The organism is Janthinobacterium sp. BJB401 (assembly GCF_013372745.1).
GTDB classification, from domain to species: Bacteria; Pseudomonadota; Gammaproteobacteria; order Burkholderiales; family Burkholderiaceae_D; genus Janthinobacterium; species Janthinobacterium rivuli.
The window spans coordinates 15,994-31,862 of record NZ_JABXFH010000058.1; the positions used below are offsets into that span (position 1 = coordinate 15,994).

At 64.2% G+C, this 15,869-nt stretch carries 16 protein-coding genes; 14 read left to right on the forward strand and 2 right to left on the reverse strand.

Annotation, left to right across the window (positions count from 1 at the left end):
• Positions 1–102: 102 nt before the first annotated feature.
• The 12 genes from HWE17_RS25385 to bla all read left to right on the forward strand — a co-directional run bounded on the left by HWE17_RS25385 (position 103) and on the right by bla (position 11,293).
• Entirely contained in the window at positions 103–804 is a 702-nt protein-coding gene (locus HWE17_RS25385; protein ID WP_176390703.1) for a Crp/Fnr family transcriptional regulator, read from the forward strand.
• Between the two features lie 62 nt (positions 805–866).
• Positions 867–1,460, forward strand: a complete 594-nt coding sequence (locus tag HWE17_RS25390) for a hypothetical protein (RefSeq protein WP_051958360.1) — start codon at positions 867–869, stop codon at positions 1,458–1,460.
• 24 nt (positions 1,461–1,484) lie between these two features.
• The gene (locus HWE17_RS25395; RefSeq protein WP_176390704.1) at positions 1,485–1,883 is read left to right on the forward strand and encodes a DUF2946 domain-containing protein; all 399 of its coding nucleotides are present in this window, start codon (positions 1,485–1,487) and stop codon (positions 1,881–1,883) included.
• Positions 1,884–1,944: 61 nt separating this feature from the next.
• Entirely contained in the window at positions 1,945–2,541 is a 597-nt protein-coding gene (locus HWE17_RS25400) for an SCO family protein (RefSeq protein WP_035817840.1), read from the forward strand.
• A 19-nt stretch (positions 2,542–2,560) separates the two neighbouring features.
• Positions 2,561–3,031: a copper chaperone PCu(A)C gene (locus HWE17_RS25405; RefSeq protein ID WP_176390705.1), complete on the forward strand. Its 471-nt coding sequence runs from the start codon at positions 2,561–2,563 to the stop codon at positions 3,029–3,031.
• Between the two features lie 121 nt (positions 3,032–3,152).
• The gene (locus tag HWE17_RS25410; protein ID WP_176390706.1) at positions 3,153–3,827 is read left to right on the forward strand and encodes a CerR family C-terminal domain-containing protein; all 675 of its coding nucleotides are present in this window, start codon (positions 3,153–3,155) and stop codon (positions 3,825–3,827) included.
• Positions 3,824–5,032 (forward strand): multidrug effflux MFS transporter, encoded by a 1,209-nt coding sequence (locus HWE17_RS25415; RefSeq protein ID WP_176390707.1) that lies wholly within the window; start codon positions 3,824–3,826, stop codon positions 5,030–5,032. Before HWE17_RS25410 ends, HWE17_RS25415 begins: the two co-directional genes overlap by 4 nt.
• A gap of 99 nt (positions 5,033–5,131) precedes the next feature.
• Positions 5,132–6,478 (forward strand): DUF3422 family protein, encoded by a 1,347-nt coding sequence (locus HWE17_RS25420; RefSeq protein WP_176390708.1) that lies wholly within the window; start codon positions 5,132–5,134, stop codon positions 6,476–6,478.
• Between the two features lie 73 nt (positions 6,479–6,551).
• Positions 6,552–8,072 (forward strand): hypothetical protein, encoded by a 1,521-nt coding sequence (locus HWE17_RS25425; RefSeq protein ID WP_176390709.1) that lies wholly within the window; start codon positions 6,552–6,554, stop codon positions 8,070–8,072.
• A 67-nt stretch (positions 8,073–8,139) separates the two neighbouring features.
• Positions 8,140–8,532, forward strand: a complete 393-nt coding sequence (locus tag HWE17_RS25430) for a BlaI/MecI/CopY family transcriptional regulator (protein WP_034757543.1) — start codon at positions 8,140–8,142, stop codon at positions 8,530–8,532.
• Positions 8,529–10,286, forward strand: coding sequence for a M56 family metallopeptidase (locus tag HWE17_RS25435; RefSeq protein WP_176390710.1), 1,758 nt, complete (start codon positions 8,529–8,531; stop codon positions 10,284–10,286). The genes HWE17_RS25430 and HWE17_RS25435 overlap by 4 nt, the downstream gene beginning before the upstream one ends.
• Positions 10,287–10,363: 77 nt before the next feature.
• Positions 10,364–11,293 carry a subclass B3 metallo-beta-lactamase gene (gene bla / locus HWE17_RS25440; protein WP_255206388.1) on the forward strand — a complete coding sequence of 310 codons (930 nt, stop codon included), beginning with the start codon at positions 10,364–10,366 and terminating at the stop codon, positions 11,291–11,293.
• A 5-nt stretch (positions 11,294–11,298) separates the two neighbouring features.
• Here bla and HWE17_RS25445 read toward each other — a convergent pair whose 3' ends face one another.
• Together HWE17_RS25445 and HWE17_RS25450 are read right to left on the reverse strand one after the other, a co-directional pair.
• The gene (locus HWE17_RS25445; protein ID WP_176390711.1) at positions 11,299–11,622 is read right to left on the reverse strand and encodes a tetratricopeptide repeat protein; all 324 of its coding nucleotides are present in this window, start codon (positions 11,620–11,622) and stop codon (positions 11,299–11,301) included.
• A 71-nt stretch (positions 11,623–11,693) separates the two neighbouring features.
• Positions 11,694–12,680 (reverse strand): zinc-dependent alcohol dehydrogenase family protein, encoded by a 987-nt coding sequence (locus tag HWE17_RS25450; RefSeq protein ID WP_176390712.1) that lies wholly within the window; start codon positions 12,678–12,680, stop codon positions 11,694–11,696.
• A gap of 118 nt (positions 12,681–12,798) precedes the next feature.
• On the opposite strand from HWE17_RS25450, the gene HWE17_RS25455 reads away from it, so the two are divergent.
• Positions 12,799–13,719 carry a LysR family transcriptional regulator gene (locus HWE17_RS25455; RefSeq protein WP_176390713.1) on the forward strand — a complete coding sequence of 307 codons (921 nt, stop codon included), beginning with the start codon at positions 12,799–12,801 and terminating at the stop codon, positions 13,717–13,719.
• Positions 13,720–13,774: 55 nt separating this feature from the next.
• Positions 13,775–15,865 carry a TonB-dependent siderophore receptor gene (locus HWE17_RS25460; protein ID WP_176390714.1) on the forward strand — a complete coding sequence of 697 codons (2,091 nt, stop codon included), beginning with the start codon at positions 13,775–13,777 and terminating at the stop codon, positions 15,863–15,865.
• The last annotated feature ends 4 nt before the right edge of the window (positions 15,866–15,869 follow it).

The following is a 15,869-nucleotide window of genomic DNA, read 5'->3' on the forward strand; positions in this document are numbered from 1 at the left end:
GTAAAAGAATCTTGTAGCTCCCTGTTTCGGGATTGATACCGGTTAGCATAGCACCGGTGCTGGAAAATCACTGTCATCTTAGTGACAGGTCTGAAGGATGGAATGGATAGCAACGATAGTGTAGAACGTGCGGTGCCGGAATTCGACAGCCACGACTGGTTCACGGCCCTCGATGCCCGGCATCAGACCCTGTTGCGCGCCGGCAGCGTACTGCGGCATGTCGAGGCGGGCGCCTTCATCACGCGGCGCGGCGAACCGTCGGCGCACTGGATCGGCGTGCACACGGGCTTGATCAAGCTGGCCGTCTACAACGCCGATGGGCGCGGCGCCACGTTTTCCGGCGTGCCGGCCGGCGGCTGGTGCGGCGAGGGTAGCGTGCTCAAGCGCGAACTGCGCCGCTACGACGTGGTGGCCGTGCGCGCATCGGGCATCCTCCTCGTGCCGGTGGATCTGTTTCACCTGCTGCTGGCCGAGAGCCTTTCCTTCAACGCCTTCGTCATCCGCCAGCTGAACGAGCGCATGGGCCAGTTCATCGCCACCATCCAGAACCAGCGCCTGCTGGCCGTCGACGCGCAAGTGGCGCAAGCCATCGCGCAGCTGTTCCACCCCATGTTATATCCGCGCACTTCCAGCGTGCTTGAGCTGTCGCAGGAAGAAATCGGCTTGCTGACCGGAATTTCGCGCCAGCGCGTGAACCAGGCGCTGGGCCATCTGGCCGAGCTGAGCCTTATCAGCATCGCCTACCAGTCGATCCGCGTCGTCGACCTCGACGGCTTGCGCCGTTATGGCGTAGCGTCGCTGTGATGACAGACCTGGCGCGCGATGTGTGGCATGCTGGCGCCTCGTTCACCACATTGACCTGACGCATGGCCCTCGTTTCCGATCATCCCTTGCACTTGCTGGGCTTGCGCTTTCCGCTGCGGCTGCGCGTCACCGTGCGCCAGGGTTTTGTGACTTTGCACAATGAAATCACCACCAAGAAACTGGCCAGCGGCGACAGTTTCGTCGTGCCCGCCTTCTTGCGCTTCGCCTGCGACGTGATGCCGGGGCGGGGCAAGCCGGCCGTGTTCACCCTGGCGCTGGAAGACGATGAACCCGATGGCGGCCATGGCGGCGGCAAGCGCTGGAGCCAGGCGCTGGCGCAGCATATCTTTGATACGCCGCAAGGCAAGTGGACGGCGGCGCGCTTGGCGGCCCTGTGGCAAGTGACGCCGCACAAGGCCAGGGCGCGGTTGTTTTCCGAGGGCGAGGCCTTGCTCAGCCTGGTGCGCGAACAGCGTCTGGCCCACGCGCTGCATACAGCGGCGCAAGCGGACGCCGATGGAGAACAGGGCGAGCGCGACCTGGCGCAAGTGGCGGCCGGCTCCGGCTTTGCCTCGATCCCCGCGTTTTGCGACGCCTGCGTGGACGTGGCGGGCGTGCGCCCCAGCCTGTTCCTGCGCGGGCCGGCGCCCGGATAGCCAGACTCCGTTATAATCGGGGCCATGGGATCATTATTGAAGCGCAAACAGTGGCATATGTGGTTCGCCTGCCTGGCGATACTGCTCAATGCGCTGTCGCCGTCCCTGTCGTATGCGTTTGCCTCGCAGCATGCGAACGCGAACAATGCCGCCGTCGACATCTGCTCGGCCAGCGGCGCCGTCTATACGCAAGCGGATCTGGCGCCAGCCGCCACATCCACCACCGGTTCCGTGCTGCACCACATCGAGCATTGCCCGTTCTGCATGAGCCATGCGGGCAGCGTGGGTTTACCGCCGTCGTCAGCATCGCCGCTGCCCGTCATCACGGGCCACGACCTGTATCCGCCCCTGTTTTACCAGGCGCCGCGGGCGCCGTTCGCGTGGCTGGCCGCCAGCCCGCGCGGTCCCCCTTCGGCTGCCTGAACACTCAGTCACGCCTTCCACGTCTTAACCGTATCCACTACGCCCCTCGGGCCAGAATGCCATGAAACGTCGTCTTTTCCTTCTCGCCGGTACGGCGGGATTGCTTACGCTTGCCGCTTGCGAACCAGCGCCGAAACCCCATTACAACGGCCTCGACTTGACGGGAGGCGATTACAAGCCCGACTTCAAGTTGAGCGGCCCCGACGGCAAGGTCTACACCCTGGCCGATTTCAAGGGCAAATATGTGATGGTCTTCTTTGGCTTCACGCAATGCCCGGACGTGTGCCCGACAGCCCTGTCGCGCGCGCTGGAAATCCGCCAGAAACTGGGCGCCGATGGCGATAAATTGCAGGTAATCTTCATCAGCATCGACCCCGAGCGCGATACGCCCGAGTTGCTGGGCGAATACATGCGCGCCTTCGACCCCAGCTTCCTCGGCTTGCGCACGGACCCGAAGAACACGGCGCAGACGGCCTTCAATTACAAGGTCTTCTACCGCAGAGTGCCGAGCGGCAGCTCGTACACGATGGATCACACGGCCATCAGCTATGTGCTCGATGCCGAGGGACGCATGCGCCTGGGCTTGAAGCACCAGTTGACGGGCGACGAGTGCGTGCAGGACATCAAGACCCTGATGAAATCGAAATACACCTTATAACTATCGCGAGGAAATAATCATGACCCATTTGAAAACCCTGCTGGCCACGGCCCTGACCGTGCTGTCCTTCTCCGCCATCGCACAAACCAGCGTGCAGATTACCGACCCGTGGGTGCGCGCCACCGTGCCGCAGCAAAAAGCCACGGGCGCCTTCATGCAGATCACGGCGCCGAAAGCCATGCGCCTGCTGGAAGTGCGTTCGCCCGTGGCCGGCGTGGCGGAAATCCATGAAATGAGCATGACGGACAATATGATGCGCATGCGCCAGGTCAAGGAAATCGCCTTGCCAGCCGGCAAAGCCGTCGAGCTGAAGCCGGGCGGCTACCACGTGATGCTGCTGGACCTGAAAGGGCAGGTGAAGGTGGGCGACAAGATCCCGCTGACCCTCGTTGTCGAAGGCGAGGACAAGCGCCGAGAAACCATCGAAGTCAATGCCGTGGCCCGTCCGCTGGGCGCCACCTCGGCGCCGATGCCTGCCATGAAGCACTGATCGCCGTCTTTCTGGCCAGAAGCCCGGTGCGCCGGGCTTTTTTGCGTCCGCCTGAAAGTTAAACGGTTGTTTGATATAATTCCGCACAATATTAAACAGCTGTTTAAATTATGGGAATGGCATGACGCAAGACAAGGGAAACGAAAGAGAAAGCGAACCGGCGCGCACGCGCATCCTGCAGGCGGCCGTCCAGCTGTTTGCCGATGAGGGCTACAAGCTCGCGTCCGTGCGCAGGATCTGCGAGGCGGCCCACGTCAACGTGGCGATGGTCAATTACTATTTTCATGGCAAGGAGGAGCTGTATCTTGCCGCTTTTGATTATGCGCGCGAGCTGGCGCAGGCCTCGGCTGCGGACGTGGCCGCCGCCAGCGCGCAGGCGCAGCTGCCGCCCGTGGAGCAGTTGCGCCTGGCCATAGAAGCGCTCGTGTCCGACATGCTGCGCTCCGGTTCCGCGTCCCTGTTCAGCCGCCTGGTGGCGCGTGAACTGATCGAGCCGACGGCCGCCATCCACAAGCTGGCCGAGCGCAATGTGCGTCCGCAGCACGCGCTGTTCACTCGCTTGATCCGTGGCGTGGTGGGTTCGGCCATGCCCGCCGACGTGGTGCAGAAATGCGTGTTCAGCGTGATTGGCCAGGTGGTGTTTTATGCCCGTTCGCGCATCGTGCATGAACTGGTGGTGCCGGAAATCACCTATGACGAGGCGGGTATCGCCGATATCGCCCGGCACATTGCCGCCTTCTCGCTGGCGGCCCTCGACGGCTTGCGCCGCCAGCATGTTGCGCAGGAGCTTGCATGAAGGCCCGCAACCTGACCCTGGTGCTGGCCGGGCTGGCCATGCTGGGCCCGTTCGCCACCGATACCTTCTTGCCGTCGTTTCCCGCAATCGGCACGCATTTCGATGTCAGCAGCGTGCTGGTGCAGCAGACCCTGAGCGTCTACCTGGCCGCCTATGCCTTCATGACCTTGTTTTATGGCACCTTGTCCGACTCGTTCGGCCGCCGTCCCGTGATTCTCGCTTCGCTGCTGCTCTTTGCCGTCGGCTCCATCGGCGCCGCGTTCGCGCCCAGCTTTGGCTGGCTGCTGTTCTTCCGCGGCATGCAAGGCGCCTCGGCGGGGGCGGGCAGGGTCATCGGCCAAGCCATCGTGCGCGACAGCTTGTCGGGCGCGGCCGCGCAAAAGATGCTGGCCAATATCATGATGGTGTTCGGCATCGCGCCGGCCATCGCGCCCATCATCGGCGGCTGGCTGCACGTGGCCTACGGCTGGCAATCGACGTTTGTGTTCACCTTTTCCGTCACGGTGCTGCTGGCGCTGGCCTGCCTGAAAGGCTTGCCGGAAAGTTTGGCAGTCGAGCAGCGCCAGCCTTTCCACCCAGGCAATATCGCGCGCAATTACTGGCTGGCCTTGCGCCACCGGGCGTTCCTGCTGCGTTCGCTGGCCGTGGCCTTCGCCTTTGGCGGCTTCGCCCTGTACATCGCGTCCGCGCCGCATTTTATTCTGGAACTGCTGCATCTGCCGGAAACGGCCTTCGGCTGGATGTTCATCCCCATGGTGGCCGGCCTGGTGGGTGGCTCGGCGCTGTCGGGCAAGCTGGCGCACAAGGTGGAAAGTGCCGTGCTGGTGCGCTGGGGCTTGCTGGCCATGGCGGCCACGGGCGCGCTCAATATTGCTTACAACCACTGGTTTGCCGCCAGCATCCCGTTCGCCGTCGTGCCCGTGATGCTGTACGCGTTCGGCATGTCGCTGGCCTTGCCGGGCATGACCATGTCGACGCTCGACATTTTCCCGCAGATGCGGGGCCTGGCCGCCTCCCTGCAAAACTTCGTGCAAATGCTGGTGTTTGCGCTGGTGTCCGGTTTTGTCGCACCGTTGCTGTTCGACAGTGCGTTCAAGCTGGCACTGGGACAGGCTTCGGCCGTGGCGCTGGCCGCGCTTTTCTGGTGGCTGGGCACGCGCCAGTACGCGGCGCACGGTGCTACCGGGGTTGTTAAAGCGGCATGAGCGGGGTTTGAAAAGGTAGGCATGCTTCCTGCTTTGTTACACTGTGACAATCAGACCCGCGCGGGTCTAAGCAGTTTTGCAACTTTACCTTTGGCTATCATGCACTTGATTAACTCCAGTTTGAACCACGCCTTGCGCGTGCCGCTGGCTGCGGAAATCCACTCGCGGCCGTTTTTGCAGCTCGACGCCCCCGAGCTGATCACCCATCTGGCCGTGTATAAAGATGACAGTGCGGCGCCGGGCGCGTCGAACATGGCGGCCCAGCACGCCACCCTGGCGGCCCTGTGCACGCATTTCGGCGTCACGCCGCCCGCTGCCGAAGCCAAGTATTTTTATTATGACTTTGGCCGCTTCCGCCTGAAATGGGAATGCCACACGGAATTTGCCACGTTTACCTTCGCCGAGCATCCTGGTGCCGCCTTGCCCTTGGAGCAGGCGTTCGAGCGCATGCCGCTGGAACAGTTGCCGCAGCAGTGGCTGGTGGGCTTGAAGGGTAAGCTGATGGTGGCGGCCCACGTGGTGCTCGAGCAGGCGACTGAACCGGCCGAGATCTTCATGCAGGGCTTGTCGCGCGTGTTCGAGGGCAATACCCTGGCCGGCAGCAAGGTGCTGCAAGGCGGCGAATTGTGGACGGATTTCACGATACAGTCCGACGGCTTCAGCCGTTTCGTCATCCGCGACGCGGGCATGCGTTCGCAGCAGTCGGGCCGCTTGGTGCAGCGCGTGCTGGAAATCGAAACCTACCGCATGATGGCCTTGCTGGGCTTGCCTTACGCCATGCAGGCGGCGCCATCGTTGAACGCCATCGAGAACGAATTGGCGACGCTGGCCGCCGCCATGGTCGATACGGACGACGCGCCGGGACTGGCCAAGAGCGACGACGGTGTCTCCGAGCAAGCCTTGCTCGACCGCATCACGCGCCTGGCGGCCCGCATTGAAAAGCTGTCGCTCGACAATAGCTACCGTTTCTCCGCTTCGAAAGCCTACATGGGCCTCGTGAAAGCGCGCATCGACGAGTTGCGCGAGGTGCGTATCGAAGGCATCCCGACGGTTGAGGAATTCATGGATCGCCGCCTGACACCGGCCATGAATACGTGCGAAGCGATGGCCAGCCGGCAGGAAGCGATGGCGCAGCGTATTGCCAACACGAATGACTTGCTGCGCACGCGCGTGGGCATCGTGCAGGAATTGCAAAACCGGCAAATCCTGCAATCGATGAACGCCCGCGCCGCGCAGCAGCTGCAACTGCAGCAGGCGGTGGAGGGCTTGTCGGTTGCCGCCATTTCCTATTACGTGATCGGCCTGTTCAGCTACACGGGCAAGGCGGCCAAGGTGATGGGCTTACCCGTGAATCCGGAAATCCTCGTCGGCGCCCTGGTGCCGTTCGTGGCAGCGGCCGTGTGGCTGGGCCTACGCCGCATGCACCACAAGCTGCACGCGAACTGAACAGGACGACGCTGCGCTGTCATTTTTGCTATCTTTCAACATTCGACCGTCAGGTGTTTTGAAAGGAAGTTGCGTGCTACCGAATGTTGGCGATGTTTACAGTGTGTTTTCGTCCGAGCTGCAGCAGTACGTGGCTTGCCAGGTCACCCGCATCAAGGATGTGTCCTCGTCCAGGCCCGTAGCTGCCGTGCTTGAGCTGGACTGGACCGGCGACGCCTTGCCCGATGCGGCGGCCGTGCAAGCCATGCGGCCGTTGCTGTGCGACTATTTCTTCTGGAATAATCGCCACGACCACTGCTATGCCACGGCGAACGTGCCGCCTGGCCATACCCTCGTTGGCAATATCGCGCCGCTGGTCGATGTGGAAGTCAACAGCTACCGCAGCGGCTGGAACGTGGGCGACAGCGTGCTGCGCCAGCGTAACTGGGAGCGCATCGATCCATTGCGGCGCCAGCGGTTCAAGGCCGCGTCGGAGGAGCGTGAAGTAACAGTCGGCGGCCACGTTTTCCGCCAGGATGCGACGAAAATCGATGACAGCGTCTTGCAGGCGCTGGGCGACATGTCCGAGCTGGAACAACTGCCTTGCCTGATGTCCATCGAGACTGCCGACGGCTCACAGGCATTGATGGAATTTATCCAGGGCAATCCCTTCATCAATGAGCTGCACTGGCAGTCATCGACGGTGCATGCGCTCGATTTCAGCGGCAGCGGCTTGAGCCGTTTGATCTTGCAGCCCGATGGCGTCAGCAGCCTGGTCTTGAACGAAGGCCTGGGCCTGCTCGCGCTGCGCGGCGCGCCGTCGCCGTCTTTGCGCATCAAGGATGGCGCCGATGGCCGCCATCTGACACTGCAGTGCACGCAGACGCTGCCGCCGTTCCACGGTCTCGGCCAGCTGGGTGGCCTGTCGCTGGTCAGCATGAAGGAAGTTGATCTGGCGCAGGTGGCGCAGCGCTTTCCCCATTTGACGGCCTTGCGCATCTGGGGCAAGCCGGGGCTGGCGTCGCAGATGGCCAGCCTGGCGCAGCTGACCCAGTTGCGGATGTTCACCGCCTATGATCTGTTCGGTTACACGGCGGAAGAGTTTCCATCAGCCACGCAATTGCCGCAGCTGTCGGCCTTGTGGCTGACCAGCTTGCCCGCCGATGTGGCCAAGGCCATCAAGGCCGGCTACAAGAGGGCGGCGGCGCTGGGACTGGACTTGTCGGTGAGCAAGGCGCGCAAGCCGGAATGGCTGGCGGACAACCTGCTCAATCCGTTCCGCGACTGGGATGGCCGCGAGCATATTTCCCCCGCGTATGCGAAAAAGGCGGCGCTGGCCTACAAGAACATGCTGGCCGTAACGCGCGGCATCGATGCCGCCATGGACGCGACGGCGGCCGCCGCCGCGCTGGAATCGATGGTCACCGCCTATGTGGATGCATTCAACAAGATCGAGCGGCGGGCCAGCATCATCGAGACGGTCGAGCGTGAGGAAATTTACATGGTGCTGGCGGAGCTGCTGGTGCAGCTGCGGCAGCAACTGGGCGGGCAGGGCGCCGCGCTCGTCGACGAGGCGGCCTTGCTGGAGCTGTTCGACCGCTTGCGCGAGTTCTAGGGCCATCGCCAAGCGATATAGAAAAAAAGTTCTAGACATTGAGTTCTAGAATCGGTATTCTGGCGGCATGTTAAAAAATACCTCCACTCCCCATCCCACGGCCGCCGAACTGGACCTGCTGCGCATCCTGTGGCAGCGCGGTCCGTCCGACGCGCGCGCCGTGTATGACGCCCTGGCCGCGGAGCGTGCCGATGCCAGTTACGCCACCGTGTTGCGCCAGTTGCAGCTGATGCATGGCAAGGGCTTGCTGAGCCGCGATGAAAGCCAGCGGCCGCAGCTGTATGCGGCCGTCGAAGCGCAGGAAAAGTTACAGACCAGCTTGCTCAAGGATTTGATCGGCAAGGTGTTTTCCGGTTCCGGCAAGGCGCTCGTGCTGACGGCGCTGCGCGAGCACGTGAGCGACGCGGAACGCCTGGAAATTGAAAAAATCCTGCGCAGCAAGGATGGCGGGGCGCCATGAACCTGGACATGGGCTTGGGCATTGAGTTGGGCAAGCTTGTCCCTGCGCTGGGCTGGGTCCTGCTGTATTTTGTCTGGCAGGGCGTGATCGTCGGCGCCGTGTCCGCCGTCCTGCTGTGGCTGCTGCGCCACGCCAGCGCGCGCTGGCGCTATGCCGTTTGCGCGCTGGCGCTGCTGTTGTGCTTATGCATTCCCACCGTCCACCTGCTCTCGCTCCTGTCCGGCACAGCGCTGCTCCAGCTGCCCGTGGCCGCGCCGCCCGCCTGGCGCGCCGCGCTGCAAGCGTGGATGCCGGCACTGGTGCTGGCCTGGAGCGCCGGCGTTGGCTTGATGAGCTTGCGCCTGTGCCTGGGCCTGGCCTGGGTCGGTAAGCTGCGCCGCCAGGCGGTGGCCGCCCCGGCCATCTGGCAGGCGCGCCTCGATGCGCTGGCGCAGCGCATGGGCTTGCACGGGCGGCCGCCGCTGAAGCTGCACGCTGGGCTGGCCAGTCCCGTCACCGTGGGCTTCTGGCGCCCCGTCGTCCTGCTGCCGGCCGCCTTGCTGAGCGGCATGCCCGTCGCCTTGCTCGAAGCGCTGCTGGCGCATGAGCTGGCGCACGTGCGGCGCTGGGATTACCTGGTCAATCTGTTGCAAAGCGTGGCCGAGGCGCTGCTGTTTTTTCACCCCGTCGTCTGGTGGCTGTCGGCGCGCATGCGGGCCGAACGGGAACAGGTGGCCGACGCCCTGGCCGCGCAAGCGCTAAAAGATCCGCAGCAGCTGGCCACGGCCCTGCATGCGCTGTCCTTGCAGACGGCCGCGCCAAACCATTCCGGTTTGCTGATGTCGGCCCGGGGCGGGGCATTGCTCACACGCATAGAACGCCTGATGGCGCCCGGCCTGGACAGCGGCAGCTGGAAGATGGCCGTGCCCGCCTTGCTGCTGGCCTGTGCCACCTTGCTGCTGCAGACGCAGGGCAAGCCCGAAGTCAGCGGCGAGATCCTTGCCGAAGCCGCCGCCGGCATGCTGGACTTGCCCGTCAGCGCGAAACACATGCTGGTGTTCGATGACGCCAGCGGCAAGGTATTGATGGCGAAAGACGCGGACGCCGTCGTGCCCATTGCCTCGATCACCAAGCTGATGACGGCCATGGTGGTGCTCGACGCAGGGCAGGATAAGGAAGAGCAAGTGCGCATCGTGCGCGCCGATGGCGACGCGTCGCTGCAGCGCCGCAGCCTGCTGGCCGATGGCGTGGCCGTGTCGCGCGGCGCGCTGTTGCAACTGGCGCTGCTGCCGTCCGAAAACCGCGCCGCCGCCGCGCTGGCGCGCACCTATCCGGGCGGTAGTGCGGCTTTTAATGACGCCTTGCAAGCGAAGATCCACAGCCTGGGCTTGCGCCGCACCACCTTGCTGGATCCCGTCGGCAGTTCGCCCGCGAATACGTCCACGGCCAGCGAGGTGGCGAAGATCGTCGCGGCTGCCGCGCGCTATCCCGAGATCGCGCGCATCACCAGCCACCCGCAAGCGAGCGTGGCCGTCAATGGCAAGCTGCGCACCTTGCACAACACCAACCCGTTGGTGGGCGGCAAAGGCTGGGACATTGTGCTGTCCAAGACGGGCAGCAGCCACGAGGCGGGCAGTTGCCTGACCATGCGCATGCGCAGCGGCGGCAAGCACGTCACCGTGGTGCTGCTGGACGCCGCCGGCGCGCAGCGGCGCTCGCTCGACGCCGGACACATCCGCGACACCCTGGCCGACAGGACCGGTCGCATGCATTGATACCCCCCCGGGCGCGCCAGTGCGGGCGCCCATCTTTTTACACTCTGGAGATGAAGATGACACTATTGGCGAAGTTGATGCTGGCTACGGTTGCGACCATGGCGGCTGGTACGGTGCAGGCGAAGACGCCGGCGACTGCGCAGGATAAACCGGTTAATTGCGACAATTGCAAGGAATGGAACGCGCCCGTCAAGCCGTTCAATGTCTTTGGCAATACCTGGTATGTGGGCACGGCAGGTCTGTCGGCCGTGCTGGTGACGAGTCCGCAGGGCCATATCCTGCTTGACGGCGCGCTGCCGCAATCGGCGCCTTTGATCGTGGCGAACATCAAGGCGCTGGGCTTTCGCATCGAGGATGTGAAATACATCCTCAATTCGCATGCCCATTGGGACCATGCGGGCGGCATTGCCGCGCTGCAGCGGGCCAGCGGCGCCACCGTGATGGCCAGCGCGGCCGCCGCCCCCGTGCTGCAAAGCGGCACCAACGGCAAGGACGATCCTCAGTACCAGGCCGATCCCGTCGTGCATGTGGCCAAGGTGCGCAAGGTCAGCCTGGTGGGCGAGGGCGATACCGTCAAGGTCGGACCGTTGTCCTTGACGGCCCATATGACGCCGGGCCACACCCCCGGCGGCACGACGTGGACGTGGACGTCGTGCGAAGGCCAGCGCTGCCTGGACGTCGTGTATGCGGACAGCCTGAACCCGTATTCCAGCGGCGATTTTACTTACACGGGCAAGGGTGGCAAGCCCGATATCTCGGCCTCGTTCGAAGCGAGCATCGCCAAGGTGGCCGCCTTGCCATGCGACATCATCATCCCCGTGCATCCGGGCACGACGGACGTGCTGGGCAAGGCAGCCAAGCGCAGCGGTCAAGATAATCCCCTGATCGACGCTGGCGCCTGCCGCGCCTATGCGGCCGAAGCGGGCGGCTTGCTGGCCAAAAAGCTGGCGAAAGAACGGGGCGTGGCGTTACCAGCCGAAGCCAAAGGCGCGGCGCACGCGCATTAAGCCTTTTACCCTGCCGCCTGCCGCTGTTTGTGCAGGCGTTTCAGGAATACCGTCATTTCCTTGACGGCTTGCAAGTCGCCTTGCTGCTGGGCCACGCTCACGCCCGTGGTCCAGGCGGCTTGCGCTTCGTCCAGCCGGCCCAGCTGGTGCAAGGCCTTGCCCAGCAGTTTCCAGGCGGCGGAATAGCTGGGCTGCTGCACGGTGGCTTGCGCCAGGTGCAAGGCGGCTTGTTCGGCGTCATGGTCTTTCAGGCAGGCATCGCCCAGACCAAAGCGCAGCAGGGCGTTGTCGCGCCCCTGCGCCAGCAGTTTTTCCAGATTTTCACGCATCAAGAGCTCCGCTAATATACAAGTTTATTCTTGTATATTAGCGTTTCCGCTTGCAAGTAACAAGCTTGTGTTCAATCCCGCACCTCCACCACCAGCTTGCCGCGCGCGCTGCCATCGGTTTGCGCCGCATGCGCATCGTGCGCCGTGCACAAGGTAAAACGGCGTGGATCGAGCCGCACCTGCAGCTTGCCCGCCTCAATTAACTTGTTGGCTTCGCGCAAGATGGCGCCATGGCGCGCGTGGCCTTGGCCGCTCAACAGAGGCAGCAGGGTGAACACGCCCGAGTATGTTGCCGCGCGCGCCGTCAGCGGGCTCAGGGCGAACGTGCCCCAGCCCAGGCAACTGACGACGTGGCCGCCGTAGAGGCGTGCCGCCTGGAAGCTGGCGTCCAGGGTGGCGCCGCCCACCGTGTCGTAGACGATGTCGAAGCCAGCGCCGCCCGTGTGTTCGGCCACGTAATCGTCCACCGTGCTGGTCCGGTAATCGATGAAGCGGGCGCCCAGTGCTTCGATGGCATCGCGGCTGGCGGCGCTGCCCGTGGCATACACCGTGGCGCCAAGGGCGACGGCGAGCTGCACGGCCATGTGGCCCACGCCGCCCGCGCCGCCATGCACGAGCACGCTGTCGCCGGCCTTCACGTGGGCGCGGTCGACCAAGCCTTCCCAGGCCGTGATGAAGACGAGGGGCAGGGCGGCCGCTACACGCATGCTCAGCGCTGGCGGCACGGGCGCCAGCAGCGCGGCGTCAAAGACGCCGTACTCGGCCAGCGAGCCCTGGACGCCGGCTATGCCGCCAGCCATGCCATACACTGTTGCGCCAACGTGAAAAGTCGTCACGCCATCGCCGACGGCCGCCACCGTGCCGGCCACGTCGATGCCGAGGATGGCGGGCAGGCGGGGCCGGGCGTGCGGTGCGGCGCCGGCGGCGATTTTCGTGTCGAGCGGATTGACGCCGCTGGCGGCGATGCGCACGAGCACTTGCCCGGGGCCGGGCTGCGGCACGGGCAGGTTTTCGATGGACATGGGGGCGGCAAAGCTGGTGAGGACGAGGGCTTGCATGGGGTTCTCCTGTGGTTGATGCCCCAGTCTAGGCGGGGATCACGCAAAGAAAAACGGGGCGCGGCCCGATGCACTATTTCAGTATCGTGGATAATCATAGTCAAACAGGAGGGAATGCATGGACAGGCTGGAGGCGATGCAGGTGTTTTGTGCCGTGGTCGAGGCGGGCGGTTTCAGCAAGGCGGCGCAGCGCCTGGGCATCTCGACCTCGTCCGTGACGAACCAGGTGGCGGCGCTGGAAAAACACTTCGGCGTGCGCCTCTTGCAGCGCACCACGCGCAGCATGTCGCTGACGGCCGAAGGCCGGCAATGCCATGCCCAGGCGCGCCAGATGCTGGCCGATATGGCGGCGCTGGAGTCCAGTCTTGAACAAGCGGCCGGGAAACCCTCGGGCAGCTTGCGCGTGGATATGCCCAGCAGCATCAGCCGCAACCTCGTGGCGCCCGCCTTGCCCCGCTTTACGGCCGCCTATCCCGACATTTCCCTGCGCCTGACGGTCAGCGACCGCCTGGTCGACATGGTGGAAGAGGGCATCGACGTGATGCTGCGCATCGGCGAGCCGCAGGATTCATCGCTGGTGGCGCGCAGCCTGCTGAACATGGATTATCTGTGCTGCGCCTCGCCCGCCTTTGTTGCCCGGCATGGCCTGCCGCGCACGCCGCAGGAGCTGGACCAGTTTGCCTGCCTGCATTTCCTGTATCCGAAATCGCGCCAGGTGCGGCCGTGGCTGTTCCAGGCCAAGGAGGGAGAGGCGGGGACTGCGGCATATGCGCACACGCCGCCGGCCGCCTTGTCCTTTGACCATATCGAATCGATGATCGCCGCCGCCCAGGCCGGCTGCGGCATCGTGCAGGCGTTGTCCGTTTCCGTACAGCAGCCGCTGCGTGAGGGCAGCCTCGTGCCCGTGCTGCAACCGTTCCGCACCCGGGGGCCGGGCCTGTGGGCGCTGTTCCACCCGCGCCAGCTGCGCGCGGCCAAGGTGCAGGTGTTCGTGGAGTTTTTGGCGCAGATTATTGATGAAGGCTTTAATGAGAATTGATTATCAATTATAATGCAAGCCTATTGCATTGAATTGCCCATTGTCAGGAATCCCCATGTCCGTGTTTTTACGCCGCCCCGTGGCGCTCTTGCTGGCCGCCGCCAGCCCCTGGTCACTGGCAGTCGATGGTGCGCAGGCCGATGATGTCGTCACCGTCAAGGCCGAGCGCCAGCACTACCGCAGCCTGTCCGCCACGGGCGCCACCAAGACGGACGCATTGCTGATGGACTTGCCGCAAAGTGTGCGCGTGCTGACCGGCGACCTGCTGCGCGACGCGGGCGTGACGACCCTGGCTGGCGCCCTGGACCTGGCCAGCGGTATTGCAAAACAAAGCCCGCTGGGCGGCCTGTGGGACAGCTACGCCATGCGCGGTTTCACGGGCGATCCGAATTTCGGTTCCGACTACATGGTCAACGGTTTCAGTTCCAGCCGCGGCTACAACGGCATGCGCGACGGCGGCAATACGCAGAATGTGGAGGTGCTGAAAGGCCCCGCGTCGGCCCTGTACGGCCGGGGCGAACCGGGCGGCACGGTCAATATCACGACGAAAAAGCCGAAGTTCGCTCCTGAATACAGCGCCGATATGTCACTCGGCAGTTTCAGCACGCGCCGCGCCGCCGCAGATCTGACGGGACCGTTGAGCGACACCATTGCCTACCGCCTGAACGCCGCGCATGAAGAGGGGCACAGCTTCCGCGATACGGTGAAAGTCGAACGCAGCCTGTTTTCTCCGTCCTTCCTCTGGCTGGCGGGCGAGCACACGACCGTGTCGTATGAAATCGAAGCCGTGCGGCAGCGCGCGCCGTTCGACCGCGGCGTCGTCGCCGTGAACGGCAAGCTGGGTCTTGTCCCCGTGTCGCGCTTCCTGGGCGAGCCGGGCGACGGTTCCATGACGGTCAAGTCGCTGGGGCAGCAGCTGTTTATCCATCACGCGCTGTCCGATGACTGGACGGTGCAGGCGGGCGCTTCTTACCGCGACAGCGAATTGAGCGGTTATTCGACCGAGGCGAGCAAGCTGCTGGCCGATGGCCGCACCCTGAACCGCCAGCGCCGCCACCGCGATTTCTCGGCCACCGACGCGTCGGCACGCGTTGAAGTGCTGGGCAAGTTCAAAACGGGCGCGCTGGCGCACGAGGTGCTGGCCGGTGTCGATGCCTATCACTTCGATGACCACCGGGTGCAGCTGCGCCGCAATCCCTCTGCCGCCAACGCCTATGCCATCGACATTTTCAATCCCGTGTATGGCGGCAAGGCCGCTCCGCTGGCCCTGTCCATCGACACGCAGGAAGGACAAAGGGCGCGTGGCCTGTATGCGCAGGACCAGGTCGACCTGGGCGCGCAATGGAAGGCGCTGGTCGGCGTGCGCCACGATACGTACACGCAGGACGTGACGAACAATCGCCTGAACGTGAGCAACCGCCAGTCGCTGTCGGCCACCAGTCCGCGCGCGGGCCTCGTCTACCAGCCGTCGAAAGCGTGGTCGCTGTATGCGAGCGCGGCCAAGGGCTTCCGGCCCAACAGCGGCATCAGCATCGCCAACCAGGCTTTCCCGGCCGAGCGCAGCCGCTCGTATGAGCTGGGCGCGAAGCTGGAAACGGGCAAGCTGACGGGCACCGTGGCCGTGTACGACATCCGCAAGAACAATGTGCTGACGACCAATCCCGCCAATACGGACTTCGCCATCGCGGCGGGCGAGGTGGGCAGCCGGGGCCTGGAACTCGACGTCTCGGGCGAAGTGGCGCGCGGCTTGCGCGTCTCGGGCGCCTATGCCTACACCAACGCCACCGTCACGCGCGGCGACAATACGATCGTGACGGGCAGCCGCTTCGCCAACGTGCCGCGCCACAGCGCCAACCTGCTGGCCACGCAGCAATTCGCGCTGGGCACGGGCACGGCCAGCGTGGGCGGCGGCCTGCAATACGTGGGCGAGCGCCTGGGCGACGTGGCCGTCAGCAGCAGCTTTACCCTGCCGGCCTATACGACGGCCAAGCTGCTGGCGTCGTATTCTCCCAACGCCAAACTGCGCCTTGCCCTGAACGTGGAAAACCTGTTCAACCGCAGTTACTATGCGAGTTCGTATAGCCAGCTGTGGGTGGCGCCGGGGGCGGAGCGTGCGGTGACCTTGAATGCGCATTACAGGTTTTGATATA

What these genes read in the sequence shown, in the direction of transcription:
- HWE17_RS25385 (WP_176390703.1), top strand. Translation starts at nt 103, where the DNA reads ATGGATAGCAACGATAGTGTAGAACGTGCGGTGCCGGAATTCGACAGC.
- HWE17_RS25390 (WP_051958360.1), top strand. Translation starts at nt 867, where the DNA reads ATGGCCCTCGTTTCCGATCATCCCTTGCACTTGCTGGGCTTGCGCTTT.
- HWE17_RS25395 (WP_176390704.1), top strand. Translation starts at nt 1,485, where the DNA reads ATGGGATCATTATTGAAGCGCAAACAGTGGCATATGTGGTTCGCCTGC.
- HWE17_RS25400 (WP_035817840.1), top strand. Translation starts at nt 1,945, where the DNA reads ATGAAACGTCGTCTTTTCCTTCTCGCCGGTACGGCGGGATTGCTTACG.
- HWE17_RS25405 (WP_176390705.1), top strand. Translation starts at nt 2,561, where the DNA reads ATGACCCATTTGAAAACCCTGCTGGCCACGGCCCTGACCGTGCTGTCC.
- HWE17_RS25410 (WP_176390706.1), top strand. Translation starts at nt 3,153, where the DNA reads ATGACGCAAGACAAGGGAAACGAAAGAGAAAGCGAACCGGCGCGCACG.
- HWE17_RS25415 (WP_176390707.1), top strand. Translation starts at nt 3,824, where the DNA reads ATGAAGGCCCGCAACCTGACCCTGGTGCTGGCCGGGCTGGCCATGCTG.
- HWE17_RS25420 (WP_176390708.1), top strand. Translation starts at nt 5,132, where the DNA reads ATGCACTTGATTAACTCCAGTTTGAACCACGCCTTGCGCGTGCCGCTG.
- HWE17_RS25430 (WP_034757543.1), top strand. Translation starts at nt 8,140, where the DNA reads ATGTTAAAAAATACCTCCACTCCCCATCCCACGGCCGCCGAACTGGAC.
- HWE17_RS25435 (WP_176390710.1), top strand. Translation starts at nt 8,529, where the DNA reads ATGAACCTGGACATGGGCTTGGGCATTGAGTTGGGCAAGCTTGTCCCT.
- bla (WP_255206388.1), top strand. Translation starts at nt 10,364, where the DNA reads ATGCTGGCTACGGTTGCGACCATGGCGGCTGGTACGGTGCAGGCGAAG.
- HWE17_RS25445 (WP_176390711.1), bottom strand. Translation starts at nt 11,622, where the DNA reads ATGCGTGAAAATCTGGAAAAACTGCTGGCGCAGGGGCGCGACAACGCC.
- HWE17_RS25450 (WP_176390712.1), bottom strand. Translation starts at nt 12,680, where the DNA reads ATGCAAGCCCTCGTCCTCACCAGCTTTGCCGCCCCCATGTCCATCGAA.
- HWE17_RS25455 (WP_176390713.1), top strand. Translation starts at nt 12,799, where the DNA reads ATGGACAGGCTGGAGGCGATGCAGGTGTTTTGTGCCGTGGTCGAGGCG.
- HWE17_RS25460 (WP_176390714.1), top strand. Translation starts at nt 13,775, where the DNA reads ATGTCCGTGTTTTTACGCCGCCCCGTGGCGCTCTTGCTGGCCGCCGCC.